Raw genomic sequence first — 18,763 nt, forward strand, 5'->3', positions numbered from 1 at the left:
GAAAAAAAGTCAAGTATAAAAAACCCATCTTATGCTCATATACAGGAGCGGATAATCCTTCTGCCAAGCAGTTGTCAATAATACGTTGTGTTCCCCGTCCCCAACTCTCGATAAAGCCAGCTTTGTAAAAAACATCCGCTATCAACTTATTATGAGGTCTAGAGGGGTGAGGACGAGACAAGTCCTCAACCGTAATATCGTGCAAACGAGCTTCATTCCCTATCACCAGCTTGTCCTCGTAAACACGTACCTGAATTTCGGAAGAAACAAAATATTCTCGATGGATAATCGAATTCAATAAGGCTTCCCGCAGAGCCTCGTAGGGATAAACCAGTTTCTCACGCCTATGAATCCCCTCATACGATATATAACTTAATAAATATTTCGTTCGCAATATATCCAAAGCCCGATCAACCTGCTGAATCAGGTTCCCCTCGACAATATCGGTTGTCAGTACCTCCGTATCGGTAAGGAACTTTCCTATTTTAATACGAGCTTGTAACACATATCTCTGCACATTCTTTCCAAACAAGACTACAGCGGCTCTCTTGAAACGGCCTCCTACGACCAAATTCAACCGCTCCATCAAAGCCAGCAGATCCGTTTCCTGCTCGATGGAAGGAACCCGGTCTTTAGCCAATAGCTTAAAACGTTCTACCGTATCGGTATCTATGTCCTCCAATGAGAAATCCTCCTCGATCACACTTTCCCATGTCAAACCCATTTTCGCAGCCAAAAACATATTTAGCCGATTCCCTTGTAGCTCGGAAGTAACGCTTCCACTCCGGGTATAATACCGTCCATGCACGGAAATCGGCATGGCAGAAGGTTGGACTTCTATTTCCAAATATTCTTTACCGGCCTTCTCCCTCAAATGGATAAGAGGCATAATACCCGTTTTCTGAGCGATAAAGTTCGGCAGTTTCTCAATCAACTTCTTTGGCTGCTCTATCCCTACAACTTCTCCTTTATCATCGATACCGATATATAATACACCACCCTCCGTATTACAGAAAGCTGATATATAACGGGTATATTCGTCATGCCATGACTCTTTGAATTCGGTATGTTGGTTTTCTTCCATAATCTAAAATTATATCAAACTTTTTTTCTAAATATCCTCCGAACACAAGTATTTAATTTAACTAACAAGGAATATGGTAAACAATTTAAAAACAAATGATAGTTACAATCCAAATTCAATAATCCCCAAGGCAATAAACGTATATACTCCAAAAATGCACTTTTCTTATCATTATCAAAAACAAAGATTACAAATCTTATCTTGTACCAAAGATAAACATAATTATCTAAGTCTTTTATCTGATAAGAGCAGTTTAGCCTCCAAAGCTCTATACCAACATAGTCTTCTTTTATTGCTGGCTGCATATTTTTCTTAACACTCAAATAGCAACTGCTATCTCTTCTATACAATGCTAGGTTTGATTTCGAATAAGCTATTTTATACAAGCAAGCTAATTTAGCCCAAACGATTACATCTTCACCTAAAGAAATGCCCTCAGGGAAACAACCAATAGATAAAATAGCCTTTTTTCGAACAGCCACAGCTGAAGTCCAAATAGGTCCTCTCGCTTTTGAGGCCATCGTAAAATAATTATCTAAAATACCCTCATTCTCTTTAAAAGAATAATAATCAATTGATGCGGGAGTTATCATATTATTCATCTTAAATGAATAAGCTGTACCAAAAATATCACATTCCGGATATTTTTCAACCAAGAAAGCGATAGTTTTTAAATAATCAGGTAACCACTCGTCATCAGCATCAAGAAAGGCAATAATCTCACCTCTAGCTTCTTTAATACCTTGGTTCCTCGCTGCAGAAACACCTTTGTTCTCCTGTTCAATCAATCGAACTGAATTTTTAAACACAGCTTCATTTTCTGAAAGAAAATCCATCAAAACAGATAAACTGTCATCTGTCGAACCATCATTGACTATTAGAATTTCAAAATCAGAAAAGATCTGCTGTTTAACAGACTCCATGGTTCGACAAATCACTGCAGCTTTGTTATAAAGAGGAATCACTATGCTTATCATATTTACATAACGCCTTTATTAGCATAATTAATAGCTTGAGATATTTCCATTATCTTCATATGGTACATCTCATACAATTTACCCCGGTTCTTGATTTCCTGAAATCCCATCAACCCCTTATTCCAAATACGCATTCCTCCAGCTATCATTGACTTAAAACCAGCATTATACCATCCAACTTTCAAGCCACACAACCATGCACGTAAACACAACTCACAATCATCACATTGGAAGGGGGCTAAAGAGAAATCAATATGTCCTAAATGCTCAATGAATAATTTCTTGTTTAACAACATGGGGGCCCGATTTACAGCATGCACAAAATAAAAATCTTTATCTCGTAGTCTATCATCCTTATATAAATCCACATATCCCCACTTTTCCTTATCATCGGTAACGAACTCCAATCCATTCAGACCACCTAGAATAGCCATATCCGGATATTTCTTAAAATAAGATATACCTTTGTCCACCCAGTCCAAATCGGTTATCTCATCATCATCCTGCATTAAGACTATATATTCACCATTTGCGAAACGAATAGTCTTGTCATACATCACGTTCTCATACAAGTCGTTGGCACGCACCAAAAACTCATTACCACGAGTAAGAAACCTCATAAGAGACTTAGTATGTTTGTATTCAGAGCCATCATCTATTACTACGATTTCCGCGTTCGGGTACTCACGTAATTTACTAACAATACGTTTGACTCCCACGCTTTTATTATGAGATTCTATAATAAAGCTAACAAGCGGTTGATTAGTATATCCTTTCGCCAACCAATCCTCATAAGTTTTCTGCTTTCTTTTAAAGGCACGTTTCGCCAATGCCCAATAAACTTTCTCCCAATATAAACGAATATCCATTCTTCCTTAATTTATTATAGAATTTAACTGATTGAATAAAGATGTTATATACTGATCATAACTATGATACATATTATTCTCTTTAAGCAAGACATCCTTAACTCCCTCACAATGCCTTATGCTAAACAAGAGTTTTTCCCCTAACTCAGTATTTGAGTCAGGATCAAACAAGTCACCGTTCCTATGGGGCTTTATCAAACAAGCCGATCCTGCCGCAGAAGAACATAACGTATAGCAACCTGCCAACAAAGCCTCATTAATAACAGTCCCAAAAGGCTCATAGATACTAGGTAACACGAATATCTGAGCTATATTGTAATAAGCGAACAGATCCAGCCCTTCTTGTTTCCCGACAAATTGAACAGAATGCATATATATATATCCCCGTATCTGCCGTTTTAATTCGGCTTGCAACTCACCATCCCCAACTATAAACAACCGAGCTTCCGGACTTTTTCCTATTACATCATGAAATGCTTTTAATAAGAGAGATACATTTTTCACTTCTACCAAACGTCCAACATACAATATAACCTTTTTCCCTATCAGATCATACTTCTTTGTTAAAGATACAGATAAAGGAAGAGCTTGCTTCAAACGCTCACGAAAAATGGCATCAGATTGAATTATAGGGAAATAACAGTATTTCGCCTTGTATTTCAAAGAAGTACCATACCATTCCATGGATTTCGGATCCGCCAAAATTACCGCTGATAGAATATGCAACATCACATAACGCATAATTCGTTTCACCCAACTAGCATTTTGAGCCATTTTCACATTATCATCACAGACCGTAACAATCTTCAGGCGCCAATTAACCAATATCTTAAACAAACATACCAACAACCCAAGCAAGTTATACTCAGAAATGAAAACAACATCAGCCTTATTTTTCCACAATATAGATAAAACATCAAATCGCAAGTTCTTAATACCCAGAAAGCCTGGGCTCAGGTACTTTGGAATAAAAGATAAATATTCTTGAAGTCGCTTTTGATCGAACGTTTGTTCCAACGCGTTGTCAAACTCAAAATAGAACTTTGCATCAAATATCTCATCTATCGAGTTAAAAAAATCAACTCGGTAAGGAGCGATCGCCGGATGGAAAACGATAAGTTTCTTTTTCATATCAAAAAATGTTTTATCTTCGTTGAATGCCAGACCTCCCTATTTGTTTCCAACTTCATCCTCCAATAAGAACGTCTTTCCTTATTGCTTAACAAAAGGAATTGAAAAAGACGAATATAACTTTTCAGCTGGGTAATAGCAAAGATCAATCGGCAGCCAAAAATACCATAAACCTTTCGAAAATAGATGTATTGCCCCTCATATAAAAAATAAAGACGAGATTGCTTTATATAAGAAGCACGTCCCTCCAAGTGCGTAATTTGAGCAGAGGGAACAGAATAAATAGAAAAACCAGCCCGGGTAATACGGTTGCATAATTCCGTCTCTTCATAATTCATGAAAAATTCAGGAGAGAAACCACCGACCTTCAACAATACCGATTTTCGAACCATCAAATCAGCTCCTATAATAGACGCAACAGGAATGGGCTTACCTTCCTTATTGAAATACACTGACCGAGGAAAGGACAAACAAATCGGAGAGATATATAAAATAGATAGAAACTCCCATATAAAAGAGGGGAAACTCCTGCTAAAAGAAGTCGTAGGAAGCCCTCGCTCATCATATAGATTTCCACCACAAGCCCCAACATCAGGGTGCTCTATCAAATACGCATACAATTTATCGATCGCATCATTTCTCAATATGGTATCCGGGTTCAAAAACAAGATACAATCACCTGACGCATATGTCATGCCCAAATTATTCGCACGTCCAAATCCCATGTTTTCATCAGCTTGTACACATATCACTTCCGGATATTGTTTTTGTATTAACTCCAATGAACCATCACCAGAGGCGTTATCTACAACGATAATCTCATAATCAACATCTTCCGTTTTTTCTTTCACCGACTTAATACTATCCAATATTAATCGCGCAGTCTTATAATTCACATAGACGATAGAAATATTCATTTTAACATAGAATTACCATTACAACTTTCGCAAATATTTTCGTATGCGCAAGTGCTTCTTACACAAATAGTACATATAATAAAAAAATCCCAAGCCATTTAGAATCAATCGACCTCTATCTCTTAACATCACTATATCATGTTCTTTAGAGCTAAGGCCATCCATTCTGAAAACAGATACAATATCTTTCAAATATACAAATTTGAATCGTTTAGCAAACAAATTAATATTATATGCATAGTCTGAGAAGAGCCTATATTTCAAGTCATAAGAATAATTTTTATAAGCGGCCTTAGGATAAAAAATAGATTGATGGCAGATATTAGTACTACAAATCGTATAAGCAGAATATGGACCACCATAAATATACGATCGCCTTTGCGTCGGATCAACAAATAAAGCATCGCCATAATAAACAGCCTTCGGATCTCGTACACTCCTCATAGCATTCTCCACCGTAAACTCAGCCACAAATTTATCTCCCGCATTCATGAATATCAAAAAATCTCCCGTAGCCATGGACAATGCTTTATTCATCGCATCATAAACGCCATGGTCTTTCTCTACTAATAGCTTGGATATACGTTCTTTATAAGTTTTGACAATATCAATTGTCCCATCAGTGCTATCACCATCAATCAATATATACTCTATCAAAGGATAAGTTTGTGACAATACACTCTCAATCGTACCTTGAATCTCTTTCTTTGCGTTTAAAGAAACAGTGACAATACTTACTTTGAACATTCTATTTATTTTTTTATCAAATCAAAAATAGCACAGCCGAAATGACAACCACAGTTTGCCTCTATTAACTCTTGCGTCAACTTCACTTCTTTATGGAAAGAATTACTATCATCCACATATGAGAAAGTACGAATGTCGAAAAATGGGGTAATCATTTCCAATAAAAACTTCAATGAAAACACACGATGCGCATGAAACTCTATGCGCTGTTCTCCCATAGGTACCGAAAAATAGAACCGTCCCCCCGTATCTAGCAAGTTTGTGATATTCTTAAAACCGATAAAATAACCATCATAACAAATTGGATCTCCATAGCGTCCTAAACCAAAATGTTCCAACGCATGTAAGCAAGATACAGAATCAACGGGTCCAAGCTGCAGACCACCTGCCCGCATTAAATCTGCTTGGTGGAAAACTACATTTGGAATATTATCCTGCATTGGCCTTATATCAAGGACCTCTATTTCCCGAAATGATGCAACATGAGCAACAAAACCATCTATACGACTTCCAATATCCACATGACGATTAGGGTTATTATTCTTTACACAATTCGCCACATACAAGTCTTGAAAAAAATAATGGAAACTTAGAGAGCCGGCATTTTCTTCTTGATCGCTATAGCAAGGATACAAACATGTAACCGGGAACAATTCAGAAATATCCGAATATTGAGATTTTAATACCTTTAAATCTGCTTTTAATCTTTTGTATTTATTAAAAGACATTCGCCCTGACATCAAGGTAACCCCTAAATACAAATAAGAATAAAAATTAATCTTATTCTTACAAACACTTAATATCTTTCTCACGTTCATACTTTTCATATTCTAAAAACAAAATTTCTAAGACTCTTTATTCCTCAAAAAGGACAAGCTTTCTTTCAATATAGCGCAATTAGCCAACCACAATAGCGTTATATATATACTCCCCATCAACAAGACCCTCCCGATAAACAATAAATAAACAGAATGGATAGCAGCAGTCAACAACCAAGCACTCCCCAAGGACAAAGCCGTGATTACCGCATATGGAAACACATCAAACACAATGTCTTTCAGGCTAATTCCAATAAGCTTATAGGCTTGATAATGCCAATAGAACAGGCTTACAACATAAGTCGAAATATAAGCCTTTATCATGGTCTCAATTCCTAAGGGGGATGTAAAATAAAGAAGTAACAATTGAATAACTCCTTGGCTAACATTCCCTAGCAGATAAATATTTGATTTACCATATGAGATCAACAATTGTGTATATAATAGCCAAATGGGCAAAATCGTTCCTAGTAAACAAAACAATTGTAAGAAAGAGACACTTGGCATCCATTTTTCCCCAATTGTGATTAAAATAAACTCTTTAGCGACAAACGCCAAACCGATCATACAAGGAAAAGACAAAAAAACCGCAAACCGAACCATTTTCCGGAAAATATAGCATTGTCTCTGTCTCTCCTCTCGTACCTGCACCAATACTGGCTGAGCTACTGAATTGACCATACCACAAAGAATAGTATTTCCCATCAACATCCATTTATAGCCTTGAGAATAATATCCAACCCAAGTTGCGTTAAACAGCCTTCCTAATAAAACAGAGAAAAAATTATTATTGATTTGTTGGAAAATATTCGTAAGAAATATTTTTACACTAAAAGAGAACATATCTCTTAATGGACGAAAATCGAACTCTAAGGAAGGACGCCAAGGCGCTATCACACATTTTAACACAGAGCTGACACTAACATACACGACGCTTTGAAAGACCAAAGCCCAATAAGCCCACCCTTTTAAGGCAAAAACAATACCAATCAAACCAGATAGAACGAGTGCCGTAATATCAATCTTAGCTTGTTCCTTGACCATCAACTTTTTAAACATCACAGTAAAAGCGACAGTCCCGATCCCAGAGAAAAAGAAACCAACGAACAATACCCTTGACAAAGAAATCAGTTCCGAACGATTGTAAAAACGAGCAATTAAAGGAGCACTGAAGAATAAAACCACATACAAGAGGAGGCCAACAAAACAAGAAAACCAAAATACAGCATTATAATCTTTATGTGTGACATCCTGTTTATTAGTTAAAGCCACCGTAAACCCACTATTTATAATCGTATTAGCAATTCCTGTAAATATCGCCAACATCCCTACCAACCCATAATCCTCCGCATTAAGAATCCGAGCCAGATAAATACCAAACAACATCCCCAGCAACTGCTGCACCCCATTGCTGACCCCTCCCCAGAAGAGCCCTTTCGCTGTCTTATCTTTTAGTGATTGTTCTGCCATTTGATATTTACGGTAAAAGTGCCACAAAGATAAACATTTACTCTTGGGTAACGGGCAAAACCCGGAAGCTTTTCATACTTTATGTATAAAATAACAAATAGTACGTATGGAAATATGAATTAGTATCAATAGAAAACACCAATTAGTATCAATAGAAATCCGGATTTCTATTGATACTAATTAAAAAGTCTCGCACCTACTAGATATAATAAACTAATAATCAGAAATATACAAAACAGGCCCATTCTAATATAGCTTATTGTACATTTTTACATTTTACTAGTCTTGCGAACTAAAGGATGCGAAACAGGCACTCGTAGACTAATAGGCACATACACGGACATTGACAGACATAAACCGACACTGGCCGATTTGCCTCATACGGCTTACGATACCTTTGTCATGTTTTAGAAAACAAGGTAATTCATTTAATCATCTTTTAAAATTTAGAAATTATGGCAGTAAAGTACAGATTGATCGAGAGAAAGAACTTGGGTAACGACAAGACAGAAACACCCAAGAAACAGTATGCGCAAGTGGTCTATGGGGATCTCGTAGAGTTCGAGACTTTCCTTGAGGAAGTGGCAGATGGAAGTGGAGTAGGCTCCGCCCAAGTCAAGGCGGTACTCGACCGTATCAATATCGTGTTGAAACGAAATCTCTCGCAAGGGCGCAGGGTGAATGTAGGCGAATTGGGTAATTTCCGTTTTGGGGTAGGCTCTACGGGAGCCCCTACCACCGAGGAATTTACCACCAGTTTGATCAAAGAACCTAAAGTTGTCTTTAGCCCCGGAAAGGCCTTGAGAATAGCTAAGAAACTCACTAATTTCGAGAAAAAGGAACTCTCCGAACCGCAAAGCGGGGGTAGCCAAGACAGCGAAAGCCCTGACGAGATCTAAAATCTCAATCTCTATTCGCGGTGGATTTATGCTTTCAATACGTAAATCCACCGTATTGTTTCCAATATAAAACAAAAAGCAAGCGGATGCGTTCCTACATCTTAAACGTATGATGATTATCACCCGAGACGAGAAACGAACCATCCAAGTCCAAGAGAGAACGATCGAGGTAGTCCCTATCTGGGAATGGATTCTCAAGCCTTCCCCGCATAAATCCTCCGTATAATATCCACCACCTTCATACCTTCCAAGACGTTGGTCGTTATGATCTCGCCGGGGGCGCCGGAAAGGACATTGACCACGTTACGGATCACGAAGTTGTGGTTTTGGGCGGAGCCTTTGTAAGGGCCATAATCATTGCCGGGGTTGGTAGGGGCCAATTCCGGCATTTCATACCCCTTGATATGGCAATATTCTACCTCATTCATATATTGACCGCCGATTTTCACGCTGCCATTCTCAGCCACGATCAGCATGCTGCTTTCCAGATTCTTGTCCCATACCGCCGTAGAGTAGCTCAAACTACCCATTCCACCGTTCACGAAATTAAAATTCACGAAACCGGAATCCTCAAAGGCGGTCAGTTTCTCGTGGTTGAAGTCGGCGAAACGGGTCTGGATATTACAGATATCCCCGAATAACCAGTACATAATGTCGATGAAATGGGAGAATTGGGTGAATAAGGTACCACCATCCAAGGCAGCGTCGCCATGCCATCCTCCGGGTTTATAGTAGCGTTCGTCACGGTTCCAGTAGCAATTCAGCTGCACCATATAAATCTGGCCTAATTTTCCGGACTCAACCATCTCCTTGATCCAGACCGAAGGCGGGGAATATCGGTTTTGCATCACGCAAAATACCTGCTTACGGAATCTCAGCGAGGTATAAACCACTTTCTCGGCATCCGCCAAGGTCAAGGCCATAGGCTTTTCTATGACCACATGATGTCCGCTTTCTATCGCTTGGATCGCCATCTCGGCATGTAAACCGTTGGGTGTACAAATATTCACCACATCTATATCCAATCCCAAACGGAATAGTTCATCTATATTCCGGGCGAAAGGGACTGCGTAAGCCTCGATCCCCAGCTCCTCTTTCGGACGGATATCACACAAAGCGACCAACTCTGCCCCTTCATCCCGGGTAATCATCTCGGCATGACGCTTACCTATATGACCACAGCCGATCACGGCGAAACGTATCTTCTTATTCATAAAACACTCTTTATAGATTCTATAATATAAGCCTGCTCCTCTTCTGTCATCTCCGTATGAATCGGCAAGGATAATACGGATCGGCTCAAGCGAGAAGCGACATTCAAATCCCCGGAAATCCGGCATCGACCCCTCATCACCTCCTGCTCCTGCAAAGGCAATGGATAATAAATCATAGAAGGAATACCTCGTTCTTTTAACGCTGCTTGTACTTGATCCCTCTTTTCTACAGCTAGCTGTACCGTATATTGATGATAGACATGCGATGAAAAGACTGATTTTAGCGGTTTGCGTACAGTTTTCAATCCGGAAAAGGCAGCATCGTATCTAGCAGCCACTTTACAACGAGCGGCGGCAAATTCATCCAAATACCGAAGCTTAACATCTAAGACAGCGGCCTGCAAGGTATCCAAACGGGAGTTGCAGCCCACCAAAGAATGATGATATTTCATCTTTTGCCCATGATTGGCGATCATTCGCAGGCGTTCGGCCAATCGCACGTCGGAAGTAAACATCGCCCCACCATCTCCATAACAAGCCAACGGTTTCGAGGGGAAGAAAGAGGTCGTACCTATAGAGGCGATCGTACCGGCTTTCTTTACCGTTCCATCCGAGAAGGTATAATTAGCACCGATGGATTGGGCATTATCCTCGATCACATATAAATTATGGCGGCCAGCGATACTCAAGATCGATTCCATATCACAACACTGGCCAAAAAGATGAACCGCGATAATAGCTCTCGTCTTTTCAGACAGGGCATCTTCTATCTTTTCCGGGTCTATATTGAATGTACCGGGATCTACATCCACTAATACCGGCACTAGGCCAAGAGCCAAAGCGACCTCAGCCGCAGCGATATACGTAAAAGCAGGAACGATCACCTCATCGCCCGGATGTAAGTCGAATGCCATCAAGGAGATTTGCAAAGCATCCGTACCGTTGCCGCACGGGATCGCATAAGGAATACCTAAATAATCTGATAAATGGTTACAAAATCCCTTCACCTGAGGGCCATTGATAAAGGCGCAAGCATTTATCACCGTTTGCATGGCAGGATCGATCTCACTACGCAAACGTTCATACTGCTTCCGCAGATCTACCATCTGTATCTGTTTCTCAAGCATCTTATCCATTCAAAAAATAGGGCTATCCCGTCGTTAAAACGGAATAGCCCCCTCATTATTGCGTTTATCTTATTATTTCACCTCGCTACCCGGTTTCACCTCTTTCTCCGGGGTGATAACGGCCAGCTTTCCATCGAAATTCTCGGCGGAGAGAATCATACCCTCGGAAACAATACCTTTCAGCTTACGGGGAGCTAAGTTAGCGATGAAGCAAACTTGCTTGCCTACCAATTCCTCGGGTTTATAATGCTGGGCGATGCCCGATACGATCGTGCGTTTCTCCAGACCATCGTCTATACGGAACTGAAGCAGCTTATCCGCTTTCGGAACTTTCGTGCATTCCAGCACCGTACCCACACGGATATCCAGTTTCATGAAATCATCGAACTCAATATTCTCACGGATCGGTTTCGCCTTATAATTCGCTTCCTCATTCGCTTTCTTCGTATCCAATAATTTCTGCACTTGGGCCTCGATCACACTATCCTCTATCTTCTCGAACAACAACTCTGCCTTGCCCAATTGATGACCGGCCTCCAATAGATCCGTAGCACCTAGGCGATTCCATCCCAACGGCTCTACATTCAGCATCTTATTCAGTTTCTCCATGCTAAACGGCAAGAACGGCTCAAAAGCGATCGCCAGATTAGCCGTAATCTGCAAAGCGATATTCATGATCGTAGCGACACGAGGCATATCCGTCTTCGCCAACTTCCAAGGCTCCATATCAGCGAGATACTTATTTCCGATACGGGCTAGGTTCATCGCCTCTTTCTGAGCGTCACGGAAGTGGTAGGTATCCAACAGGCGTTCCACGTTCTCTTTCACATCCGCAAAATCCTTCAAGGTCTGACGATCATAATCCGTCAACTCACCTGCCGCCGGCACCTTACCCTCGAAATACTTATCCGTAAGGACTAATGCACGGTTCACGAAATTCCCTAAGATAGCGACCAACTCGTTATTATTACGAGCCTGAAAATCTTTCCATGTGAAATCATTATCCTTTGTCTCCGGTGCGTTGGCCGTCAAGACATAGCGCAACACGTCTTGCTTGCCCGGCATATCCACCAGATACTCGTTCAACCAAACCGCCCAGTTGCGGGAAGTAGAGATCTTGTCGCCCTCCAAGTTCAAGAACTCGTTGGCGGGGACATTCTCCGGCAAGTTATAAGAACCTTCCGCTTTCAGCATGGAAGGGAACACGATACAATGGAACACGATATTATCTTTACCGATGAAATGGACCATTTTAGTCTCCGGATCCTTCCACCAAGTCTCCCAGCTATCCGGCAGTAACTCCTTCGTATTAGAGATATAACCAATCGGAGCGTCGAACCATACATACAGCACCTTTCCTTCCGCCCCTTCTACGGGAACAGGGATACCCCAATCCAAATCACGACTCACCGCACGGGGTTGCAGACCCATATCCAGCCAACTCTTACACTGCCCGTAGACGTTCGGCTTCCATTCCTTATGATCCTCCAAGATCCATTTACGCAAGAATGGCTCCCACTTATCCAAAGGCAGATACCAATGCTTCGTCTCACGCATCACCGGCTTGCTGCCACTGATAGCGGATTTCGGATCGATCAAATCCGTCGGGCTAAGGGAAGTACCGCAAGCCTCACACTGATCGCCATACGCTTTCTCGTTTCCGCAATGCGGACAAGTACCCGTAATATAGCGGTCGGCCAAGAATTGCTTCGCCTCCTCATCGTAGTATTGCTCGCTTGTTTTCTCGATGAATTCGCCTTTATCATACAATGTACGGAAAAAATCCGAGGCCATCTGATGATGCGTAGCGGAAGTAGTACGTGAATAGATATCAAACGTGATACCGAACTCCTCGAACGATTTCTTGATAATACCGTGGTAACGATCCACCACATCCTGCGGTGTGATCCCCTCTTTCTTCGCTCTCAACGTAATGGGTACCCCATGCTCGTCCGAACCACCAATCATCAACACTTCCTCTCCCTTCAAACGAAGGTAACGGGCATAAATATCAGCAGGCACATACACCCCGGCCAAGTGTCCGATATGCACCGGTCCGTTCGCATACGGCAACGCCGTAGTAATCAGCGTTCTCTTAAAATGTTTTTCCATACCTTGTGTTCTCTTTTTGAGGGGCAAAGGTACGGAATAATTTGGTTAGACGAAAAAGAATAATTTCCTTTGTGAGTGAGTTTCCTCTTAATGAGGCTAGGAACTTTACCTCTAATAATAAATATATGGGAAGAAGACATAAAAACAAGGTATAAAAAAAGAGCTTACCGCTATTGGACATAAGGCGGAAGCTCTTGACATCATCGAAAAAGGTAATTTCTTCGACAAAAAGAAGATTATTATAATAAAGATCGAAGATAAGATTTACACGGCGGCTATTACGACTTCCGAGAAAGGGACTTTAATCTCATTTATTTAAATTTAAATTGAGAATATACATTTAAGCATTGAAAGATTGCACCCATCCTTCAATGCCCAAACATTCCGATTAGTCATAAGGATTGATAATCTCCGTGGAAGTCTTTTCATCGACTAGCGTACCATCCACCATAATTCCGATCGAGATTTTTGACTTGGATTCATCATCCAGTTTCACCGTAAGATGATAGCTATGCGAAGGCTCCAAAGTCAAAACGTTCGAATAGGTATGAGGTTCCTTCTCGCCGGGCAAGGTGAGACTGATGGTATATTGCAAGGCCCTCCCCGCCGCACCTACGTTGAAATAGGCGGTCTTGTAGCTATAGTTGTTCTTGTTGAAGGTAAAGCTACGGCTCGACGCGTCGGCGGCGTACAGGGTGATAGCGTAATCCGAGAGGTTTTTCTTGATAAAATCGCTGAACTCGACATTTACCGAGGAGTTTGCCAAGGCACATTTCAGCGTTACTTCCGTTGGCTCCACGGGTTTGACAGTAAACGAGGTATCTTTTGCCAGACGAGCTTGCCCCCAACCGCTATTGGTACGCTCTGCCTCACTCTCCGTGCAACTCTCTGCCGTAAGGAGATAGCCGGAGCCAGCGCTACAAGTGATTGGAGCACCGGCGATATCGCCATATTTACGGGAGGAGAAAACCACCGTCTCGCCACGGGAAAGGCTCACGTTGAAATCCTTTACATCAAAGCCGGACAAGGCACGGGTAACAATCTCGATTTTCGAGGTATCGACTACGGATAGCCAAATTTCGCCCTGCTCTTCAGTGAGTACCGTTTCCTCCTCGCTCGTGCAAGCGGAGAACGAGAAAAAGCATAGGACAGATAATAGGTATAGGATTCGCTTATTCATAATCATAATTCAATGTTACATTATCTATTTTAAGGACACTACCGACTACACGATCTTGATTGTAAGGACTAGTGGAGTATCCTCCTTCAACTTGCCGCATATTACCAATATCTGTATTTGTGCCAGATTGGAAAAAGATTCCAATATAAGCAGCCTTTGTAGTTGACTGTGTATAGGTAAAATTTAACGTTTCTTTCTTATAAACATCTTGAGTCATAGAATTAAATTCCTGAGTAGTCGCTATTTCCACATTATTGCTATCATATATTTTCGCATAAGCGATACACTGATCAGTAGAAGGTAGAGGAGCATATTTGTAATCAAAAGAAATACTCTTTGGACGTGCGGTATGCGCAATTCCTAACGAATAGGAATCACTATTTTTATCAAATGTCCCCGTAAATAAATACCCAACATACGCCGTTCCATTATCACGAGTATAAGAATAAACACTTGCTCGCTTCCAGCTACCACTTACATTACTATTATAAAAAGCCAATGTTGAAATCTCTGCCGCTTTTTCGCCATCTTTTTTATCTGTTGTAGACCAAGTTCCCGAACACCAGCGCCATCTTACACCATAACCTGATCCTTTATTCGAACCGAAAAGACCTCCTGAGTTAGCATTCTCAGCCCCATTCGTTGTCTTTTCATTACGGGTATTCCAGTTTGTACAATAATCGCAATACATATCCGCATCCCAAGTTCCATTACCACTATGCAATTTCGTGCTACTCCACGCTTCCATATCCCCATTCGCTATCACTTGTGCGCTCTCCGTCGTCACCGTTTGAGTATTGCTGCTTAATACGCCTCCGAAGCGGGAGCGGATCGTATAGTTTTTGGATGGCTCCAAACCTTTGATTACATAGCGGCCATCAGAGGTCTTGTCCGAGGGGATCCAAGTCTCTCCATTATCGGCAGAAGCCTCGTACACAACATTGGCGATCACCTTATCGGCCATGTCAGCCTTATGAGCAGTCATGTTATCGGCTGTCATAGGCGTGATGTAGATGAACTTGCTCCATACATCGCCATCGCTTTGCGCAGGAAGGGTGAAGGCTGGAAGATCCGGATCGCATTGAACGATATAGCGTGTACGTCTCACTAAATCACTATAACTCCATGTATGCGTAACCGTCTCGCCTAATTTATTCTGGCCGGCAAGGATCAAGTTATAGGTCTTACCCTTACCCCCTGAGACGAAGAAGTCCTCACCGTTTGTCAATGTCTGTGAAGGCGTAACTCCCGAGCCGCCAGTCTCAGAGACAGTCAAGGTATAGAAATTATATTGTTCCACCAATTGATCCGCCATCTGAGGACGAATAACAGCACTCGCCAAAAAAGCCGTAAGGGAAACCGATTTCACCTCGCCCTCCACGATCGTTACCTTATCACTCTCGCCATAGAAATAAGGGACAGCGGACATGCCCGCCTCCCCGCCATAAGCCGCTTTTACTCGGTACTCGCCCACAGGCAGGAAACAGCCCGCCTCCACGCCCGGCGGCAGGGTCTTCACGGTCTCACCCGTAGCGGCACAGACGATCGTTATCGTAAAATCTGAGACGGTGGGAATCACGCCTTCCGCCAGCGAAGCCTTCGTCTGTACGTCGCTGACAGCAGATTCCACCTCGATCCCCGTGAGGAGCAAACGTCCCTCCCCCTTGCCACCATTACGGTCGATAACCTCATCGGCGCAACCCGCCACCATCCAGCAAAGGGTGGCCAAGGTCATTATCTGTCGTATCATCTTTCTCATATCCTATATCAATGCTTTTTATTCATAAACCAATTCCATCTCGTCTATCCAAAGGGTACTGCCTTCCCCCCCGATGAAGTAATCACCGTACTTGCTAGCCGCCGCCACGATGACGATATATTTGGGCGTACGATTCGTCGCACGATATTCCAAGGGTATCTCAACCTGCTTATAGCTCGTGGTAGACTGTCCGCTGATGAACTCGCCATAGGCGATGATATTACGGTCGTTCTTGTCGAAGACCTGCCGGACAGAGGGCTTGGTACGGATCTCGTAAGGTTCCGGCTTATCCGAGAGGGCGATATATATCTGGCAAGAGTCCGGACGGCCCCGAAGGTTTTCCAGACTGCCCACATCCTGCCCGATACGATTGATCGTGGTAGAGGTATATTTATATTGGAACTTGAGGGAGGTAGGGAATGAGGTGAACGGACGGCCCAATTGCAGCACGCCATTCGTGCCGTCCAACGCGAAATCGCCCGTGAAGATATTCCCGGCCCCCAGCTTGATCACGGCGTCCTTGGATTCCAGCAAGGCAGCTTTCCCTGACACGCTCTCGGTCGTAGGCGTCGTCAGATTACCGATGAAAGCCGCCGCACCCGGGTTGCCGGTTCCCCAGAAGGAGGTTCCACCCGAAGGCCACGGATTCCATTGCTTGCCGTCTTGCGACCAATCCTCGAAACCGCCATTTGTCAAAGCGATCTCACCGGCAGTGGTAAACGAGCCGCTGCCCGTTTGCGCATTGTCTACGCTGATGCGATAATCATAGGCTGTACCGCCCCGCAGCCCGCCGATCGTAGCGCTGAAAGAGGCACCCGAGGTCTTCACGTCTGCCGCCGTGCTCCACGCGGAAGCCGTCTGTTCCTTATATTCCACCACCGGGGTCTTGCCGCTTTGCACAGAGCCGGTAAGCGTGGCTTTCGTCACCATGGGGAAGACGCTCGACGAGGTAGAGGCACCGCCCTCGCTTTGCTCTATCACCACTTTCCATTCCTGCCATACCTCCTCGCCGGCACGAGCCGCATAAAAAGTCTGCGGATAGGTAAAGTCGCGCACGGTAGTAGGATCGGGCGTGACACGTCCATAGGCCCCACCAAGGTTAAGCGTACGAATTTTGATGTTGGAAAGATCCTGATCCGCACTCACGTAGATCACGGCGACACGGCTGACAGGATCTACCAAATGATCCACCATGCCGTCTACGTCTACCGTACGATCCACGATCTGGCGTACGGTAAGTGTCCATGGATTATCTTGGTAGGTACGGACGTTCAGCTCAAGCGGCGTGGAGAGGTCGAGCCGCGTATTGGCCGACAACGAGAGGCTATCAAGCGAGGCAAAATCATGAAAAGGGAATTTCTCCTTATCGTCGCATCGTGCGGAGTCCAGCTCGATCGTCGCGTCGCGCGGATCGAGGATGAGGCGCGTCAGTCTCAGCCGTGACACATCCACGGAGTCGTTCACATAGAGTGTCACGGTGCGAGCCGAGCGATCTATATCCACGCCGGAGGCTACCGTCCCGTCTTCCGAGGCACGCAGGCCCTCAGTCACGATCTCACTGATCGTTCCCTCCACCAGTGGGTAAGGAATATCGTTATCAATAGCGCACGAGGCCAGTCCCAACAAAGTTACCAGACCGGCCGCACGTAAATTCTCTTTAAACATCAATCGTTGAATCTTCATTAAATTATATTTTCTCCATTAAAGATAGAAGGTCATGCCTATGTTGATCGAGAAGAGGTTGATCTTGAAATTGCCGGAGGAGACACGCTGATGCCCCTCCTCTATCTGGTTCGTCTTTTGGTCGATCCACTTGAAATCGAAACCCATCACGCCAACCGATACCTCTACGGCCGACCAGTCGGTGATAAAAGCCGTCATCCCGGGAGCGATACCGATCTGCAGGTTCTGCGCCGTTTGGTAGGAGCCGTCGTAGGTGGCACCCGTACCGGTGGAATTCTTGCCCGTACCGTATCCATAGGTGAGGCGCGCCTCGTTGAACAGGCCGAATATCTTGCTGCGTCCGATAGGCATATAGGTGCGCAAGAAACCGGATACCTCGTACTTATGCTCCAGATAATAGAGGTTGTCGAGGCTGATGTTGAAATCCTCGCCGAGATTCAACTCGAAGTTCTTCAAGTCGAGGTAGTCGCGGTGATAGGCGAAACGCATGCCCGCGGAGATGTTGTTGCGGAAGAAGTAACCCACGTAGGGACTGACACCGAAGTTGTAGCCTTTTCCCTCCACGTTCTTCAAGACGAGGAAGTTCAGATTCCCCTCATCGTGCTCGGAGTAGGAAACAGTTCCTCCCGCCATCCACGTACCTTTCGGGATGAAGACGGTCTCTTGCACTTCTCGGTCGATACGATTCATGGCTCTCTTGCCACGTTGGGCCCAAGTCTCCCCTACGCAAAGGGCGCAGAGGAGGGCCAGACAGATTAGTTTATTTATTCTCATTT

Annotated in this window: 16 protein-coding genes; 1 reads left to right on the forward strand and 15 read right to left on the reverse strand. The window is 43.3% G+C overall.

Annotated features, from left to right (window positions below; genetic code table 11):
* From DWX84_RS09225 to DWX84_RS09260, 8 genes are all read right to left on the reverse strand, one after another.
* Positions 1–1,084, reverse strand: a 1,084-nt coding sequence (locus tag DWX84_RS09225; protein ID WP_122377502.1) for an RNA-binding domain-containing protein, incomplete at its 3' end; no start/stop codon positions are given.
* Between the two features lie 14 nt (positions 1,085–1,098).
* Positions 1,099–2,061, reverse strand: coding sequence for a glycosyltransferase family 2 protein (locus DWX84_RS09230; protein ID WP_008778789.1), 963 nt, complete (start codon positions 2,059–2,061; stop codon positions 1,099–1,101).
* Positions 2,062–2,063: 2 nt separating this feature from the next.
* Positions 2,064–2,930 carry a glycosyltransferase gene (locus DWX84_RS09235; RefSeq protein ID WP_005864097.1) on the reverse strand — a complete coding sequence of 289 codons (867 nt, stop codon included), beginning with the start codon at positions 2,928–2,930 and terminating at the stop codon, positions 2,064–2,066.
* A gap of 6 nt (positions 2,931–2,936) precedes the next feature.
* Positions 2,937–4,061, reverse strand: coding sequence for a glycosyltransferase family 4 protein (locus DWX84_RS09240; RefSeq protein WP_005864096.1), 1,125 nt, complete (start codon positions 4,059–4,061; stop codon positions 2,937–2,939).
* Positions 4,058–4,978: a glycosyltransferase family 2 protein gene (locus tag DWX84_RS09245; RefSeq protein WP_005864095.1), complete on the reverse strand. Its 921-nt coding sequence runs from the start codon at positions 4,976–4,978 to the stop codon at positions 4,058–4,060. Before DWX84_RS09245 ends, DWX84_RS09240 begins: the two co-directional genes overlap by 4 nt.
* Before the next feature lie 18 nt (positions 4,979–4,996).
* Positions 4,997–5,725: a glycosyltransferase family 2 protein gene (locus DWX84_RS09250; RefSeq protein ID WP_005864094.1), complete on the reverse strand. Its 729-nt coding sequence runs from the start codon at positions 5,723–5,725 to the stop codon at positions 4,997–4,999.
* 5 nt (positions 5,726–5,730) lie between these two features.
* Positions 5,731–6,543 (reverse strand): DUF268 domain-containing protein, encoded by an 813-nt coding sequence (locus DWX84_RS09255; protein ID WP_005864093.1) that lies wholly within the window; start codon positions 6,541–6,543, stop codon positions 5,731–5,733.
* 27 nt (positions 6,544–6,570) lie between these two features.
* Positions 6,571–8,013 (reverse strand): lipopolysaccharide biosynthesis protein, encoded by a 1,443-nt coding sequence (locus DWX84_RS09260; RefSeq protein ID WP_005864092.1) that lies wholly within the window; start codon positions 8,011–8,013, stop codon positions 6,571–6,573.
* Positions 8,014–8,468: 455 nt separating this feature from the next.
* Between DWX84_RS09260 and DWX84_RS09265 the strand changes: the two genes are divergently transcribed.
* Complete coding sequence (locus tag DWX84_RS09265; protein ID WP_005864090.1) at positions 8,469–8,912, forward strand: HU family DNA-binding protein; 444 nt, start codon at positions 8,469–8,471, stop codon at positions 8,910–8,912.
* Positions 8,913–9,106: 194 nt separating this feature from the next.
* Here the strand turns inward: DWX84_RS09265 and DWX84_RS09270 are convergent, their stop codons facing one another.
* From DWX84_RS09270 to DWX84_RS09300, 7 genes are all read right to left on the reverse strand, one after another.
* Positions 9,107–10,126: a Gfo/Idh/MocA family protein gene (locus tag DWX84_RS09270; protein WP_048928492.1), complete on the reverse strand. Its 1,020-nt coding sequence runs from the start codon at positions 10,124–10,126 to the stop codon at positions 9,107–9,109.
* Positions 10,123–11,253, reverse strand: a complete 1,131-nt coding sequence (locus tag DWX84_RS09275; protein ID WP_048928508.1) for a DegT/DnrJ/EryC1/StrS aminotransferase family protein — start codon at positions 11,251–11,253, stop codon at positions 10,123–10,125. The genes DWX84_RS09270 and DWX84_RS09275 overlap by 4 nt, the downstream gene beginning before the upstream one ends.
* Before the next feature lie 72 nt (positions 11,254–11,325).
* Positions 11,326–13,365, reverse strand: coding sequence for a methionine--tRNA ligase (gene metG, locus DWX84_RS09280; protein ID WP_009018710.1), 2,040 nt, complete (start codon positions 13,363–13,365; stop codon positions 11,326–11,328).
* A 388-nt stretch (positions 13,366–13,753) separates the two neighbouring features.
* A complete protein-coding gene (locus DWX84_RS09285) occupies positions 13,754–14,545 on the reverse strand; it encodes a DUF4493 domain-containing protein (protein ID WP_121961152.1) in 792 nt (263 codons plus the stop codon).
* Entirely contained in the window at positions 14,538–16,295 is a 1,758-nt protein-coding gene (locus tag DWX84_RS09290) for a DUF4493 domain-containing protein (RefSeq protein ID WP_233573930.1), read from the reverse strand. Before DWX84_RS09290 ends, DWX84_RS09285 begins: the two co-directional genes overlap by 8 nt.
* A gap of 27 nt (positions 16,296–16,322) precedes the next feature.
* A complete protein-coding gene (locus DWX84_RS09295; protein WP_005864077.1) occupies positions 16,323–17,987 on the reverse strand; it encodes a PCMD domain-containing protein in 1,665 nt (554 codons plus the stop codon).
* Positions 17,988–18,005: 18 nt separating this feature from the next.
* Positions 18,006–18,761: a hypothetical protein gene (locus tag DWX84_RS09300; protein ID WP_005864076.1), complete on the reverse strand. Its 756-nt coding sequence runs from the start codon at positions 18,759–18,761 to the stop codon at positions 18,006–18,008.
* Positions 18,762–18,763 lie beyond the last annotated feature (2 nt).

The sequence above is a fragment of the Parabacteroides sp. AF21-43 genome (assembly GCF_003635435.1).
In the GTDB taxonomy this organism is placed as follows: Bacteria; Bacteroidota; Bacteroidia; order Bacteroidales; family Tannerellaceae; genus Parabacteroides; species Parabacteroides distasonis.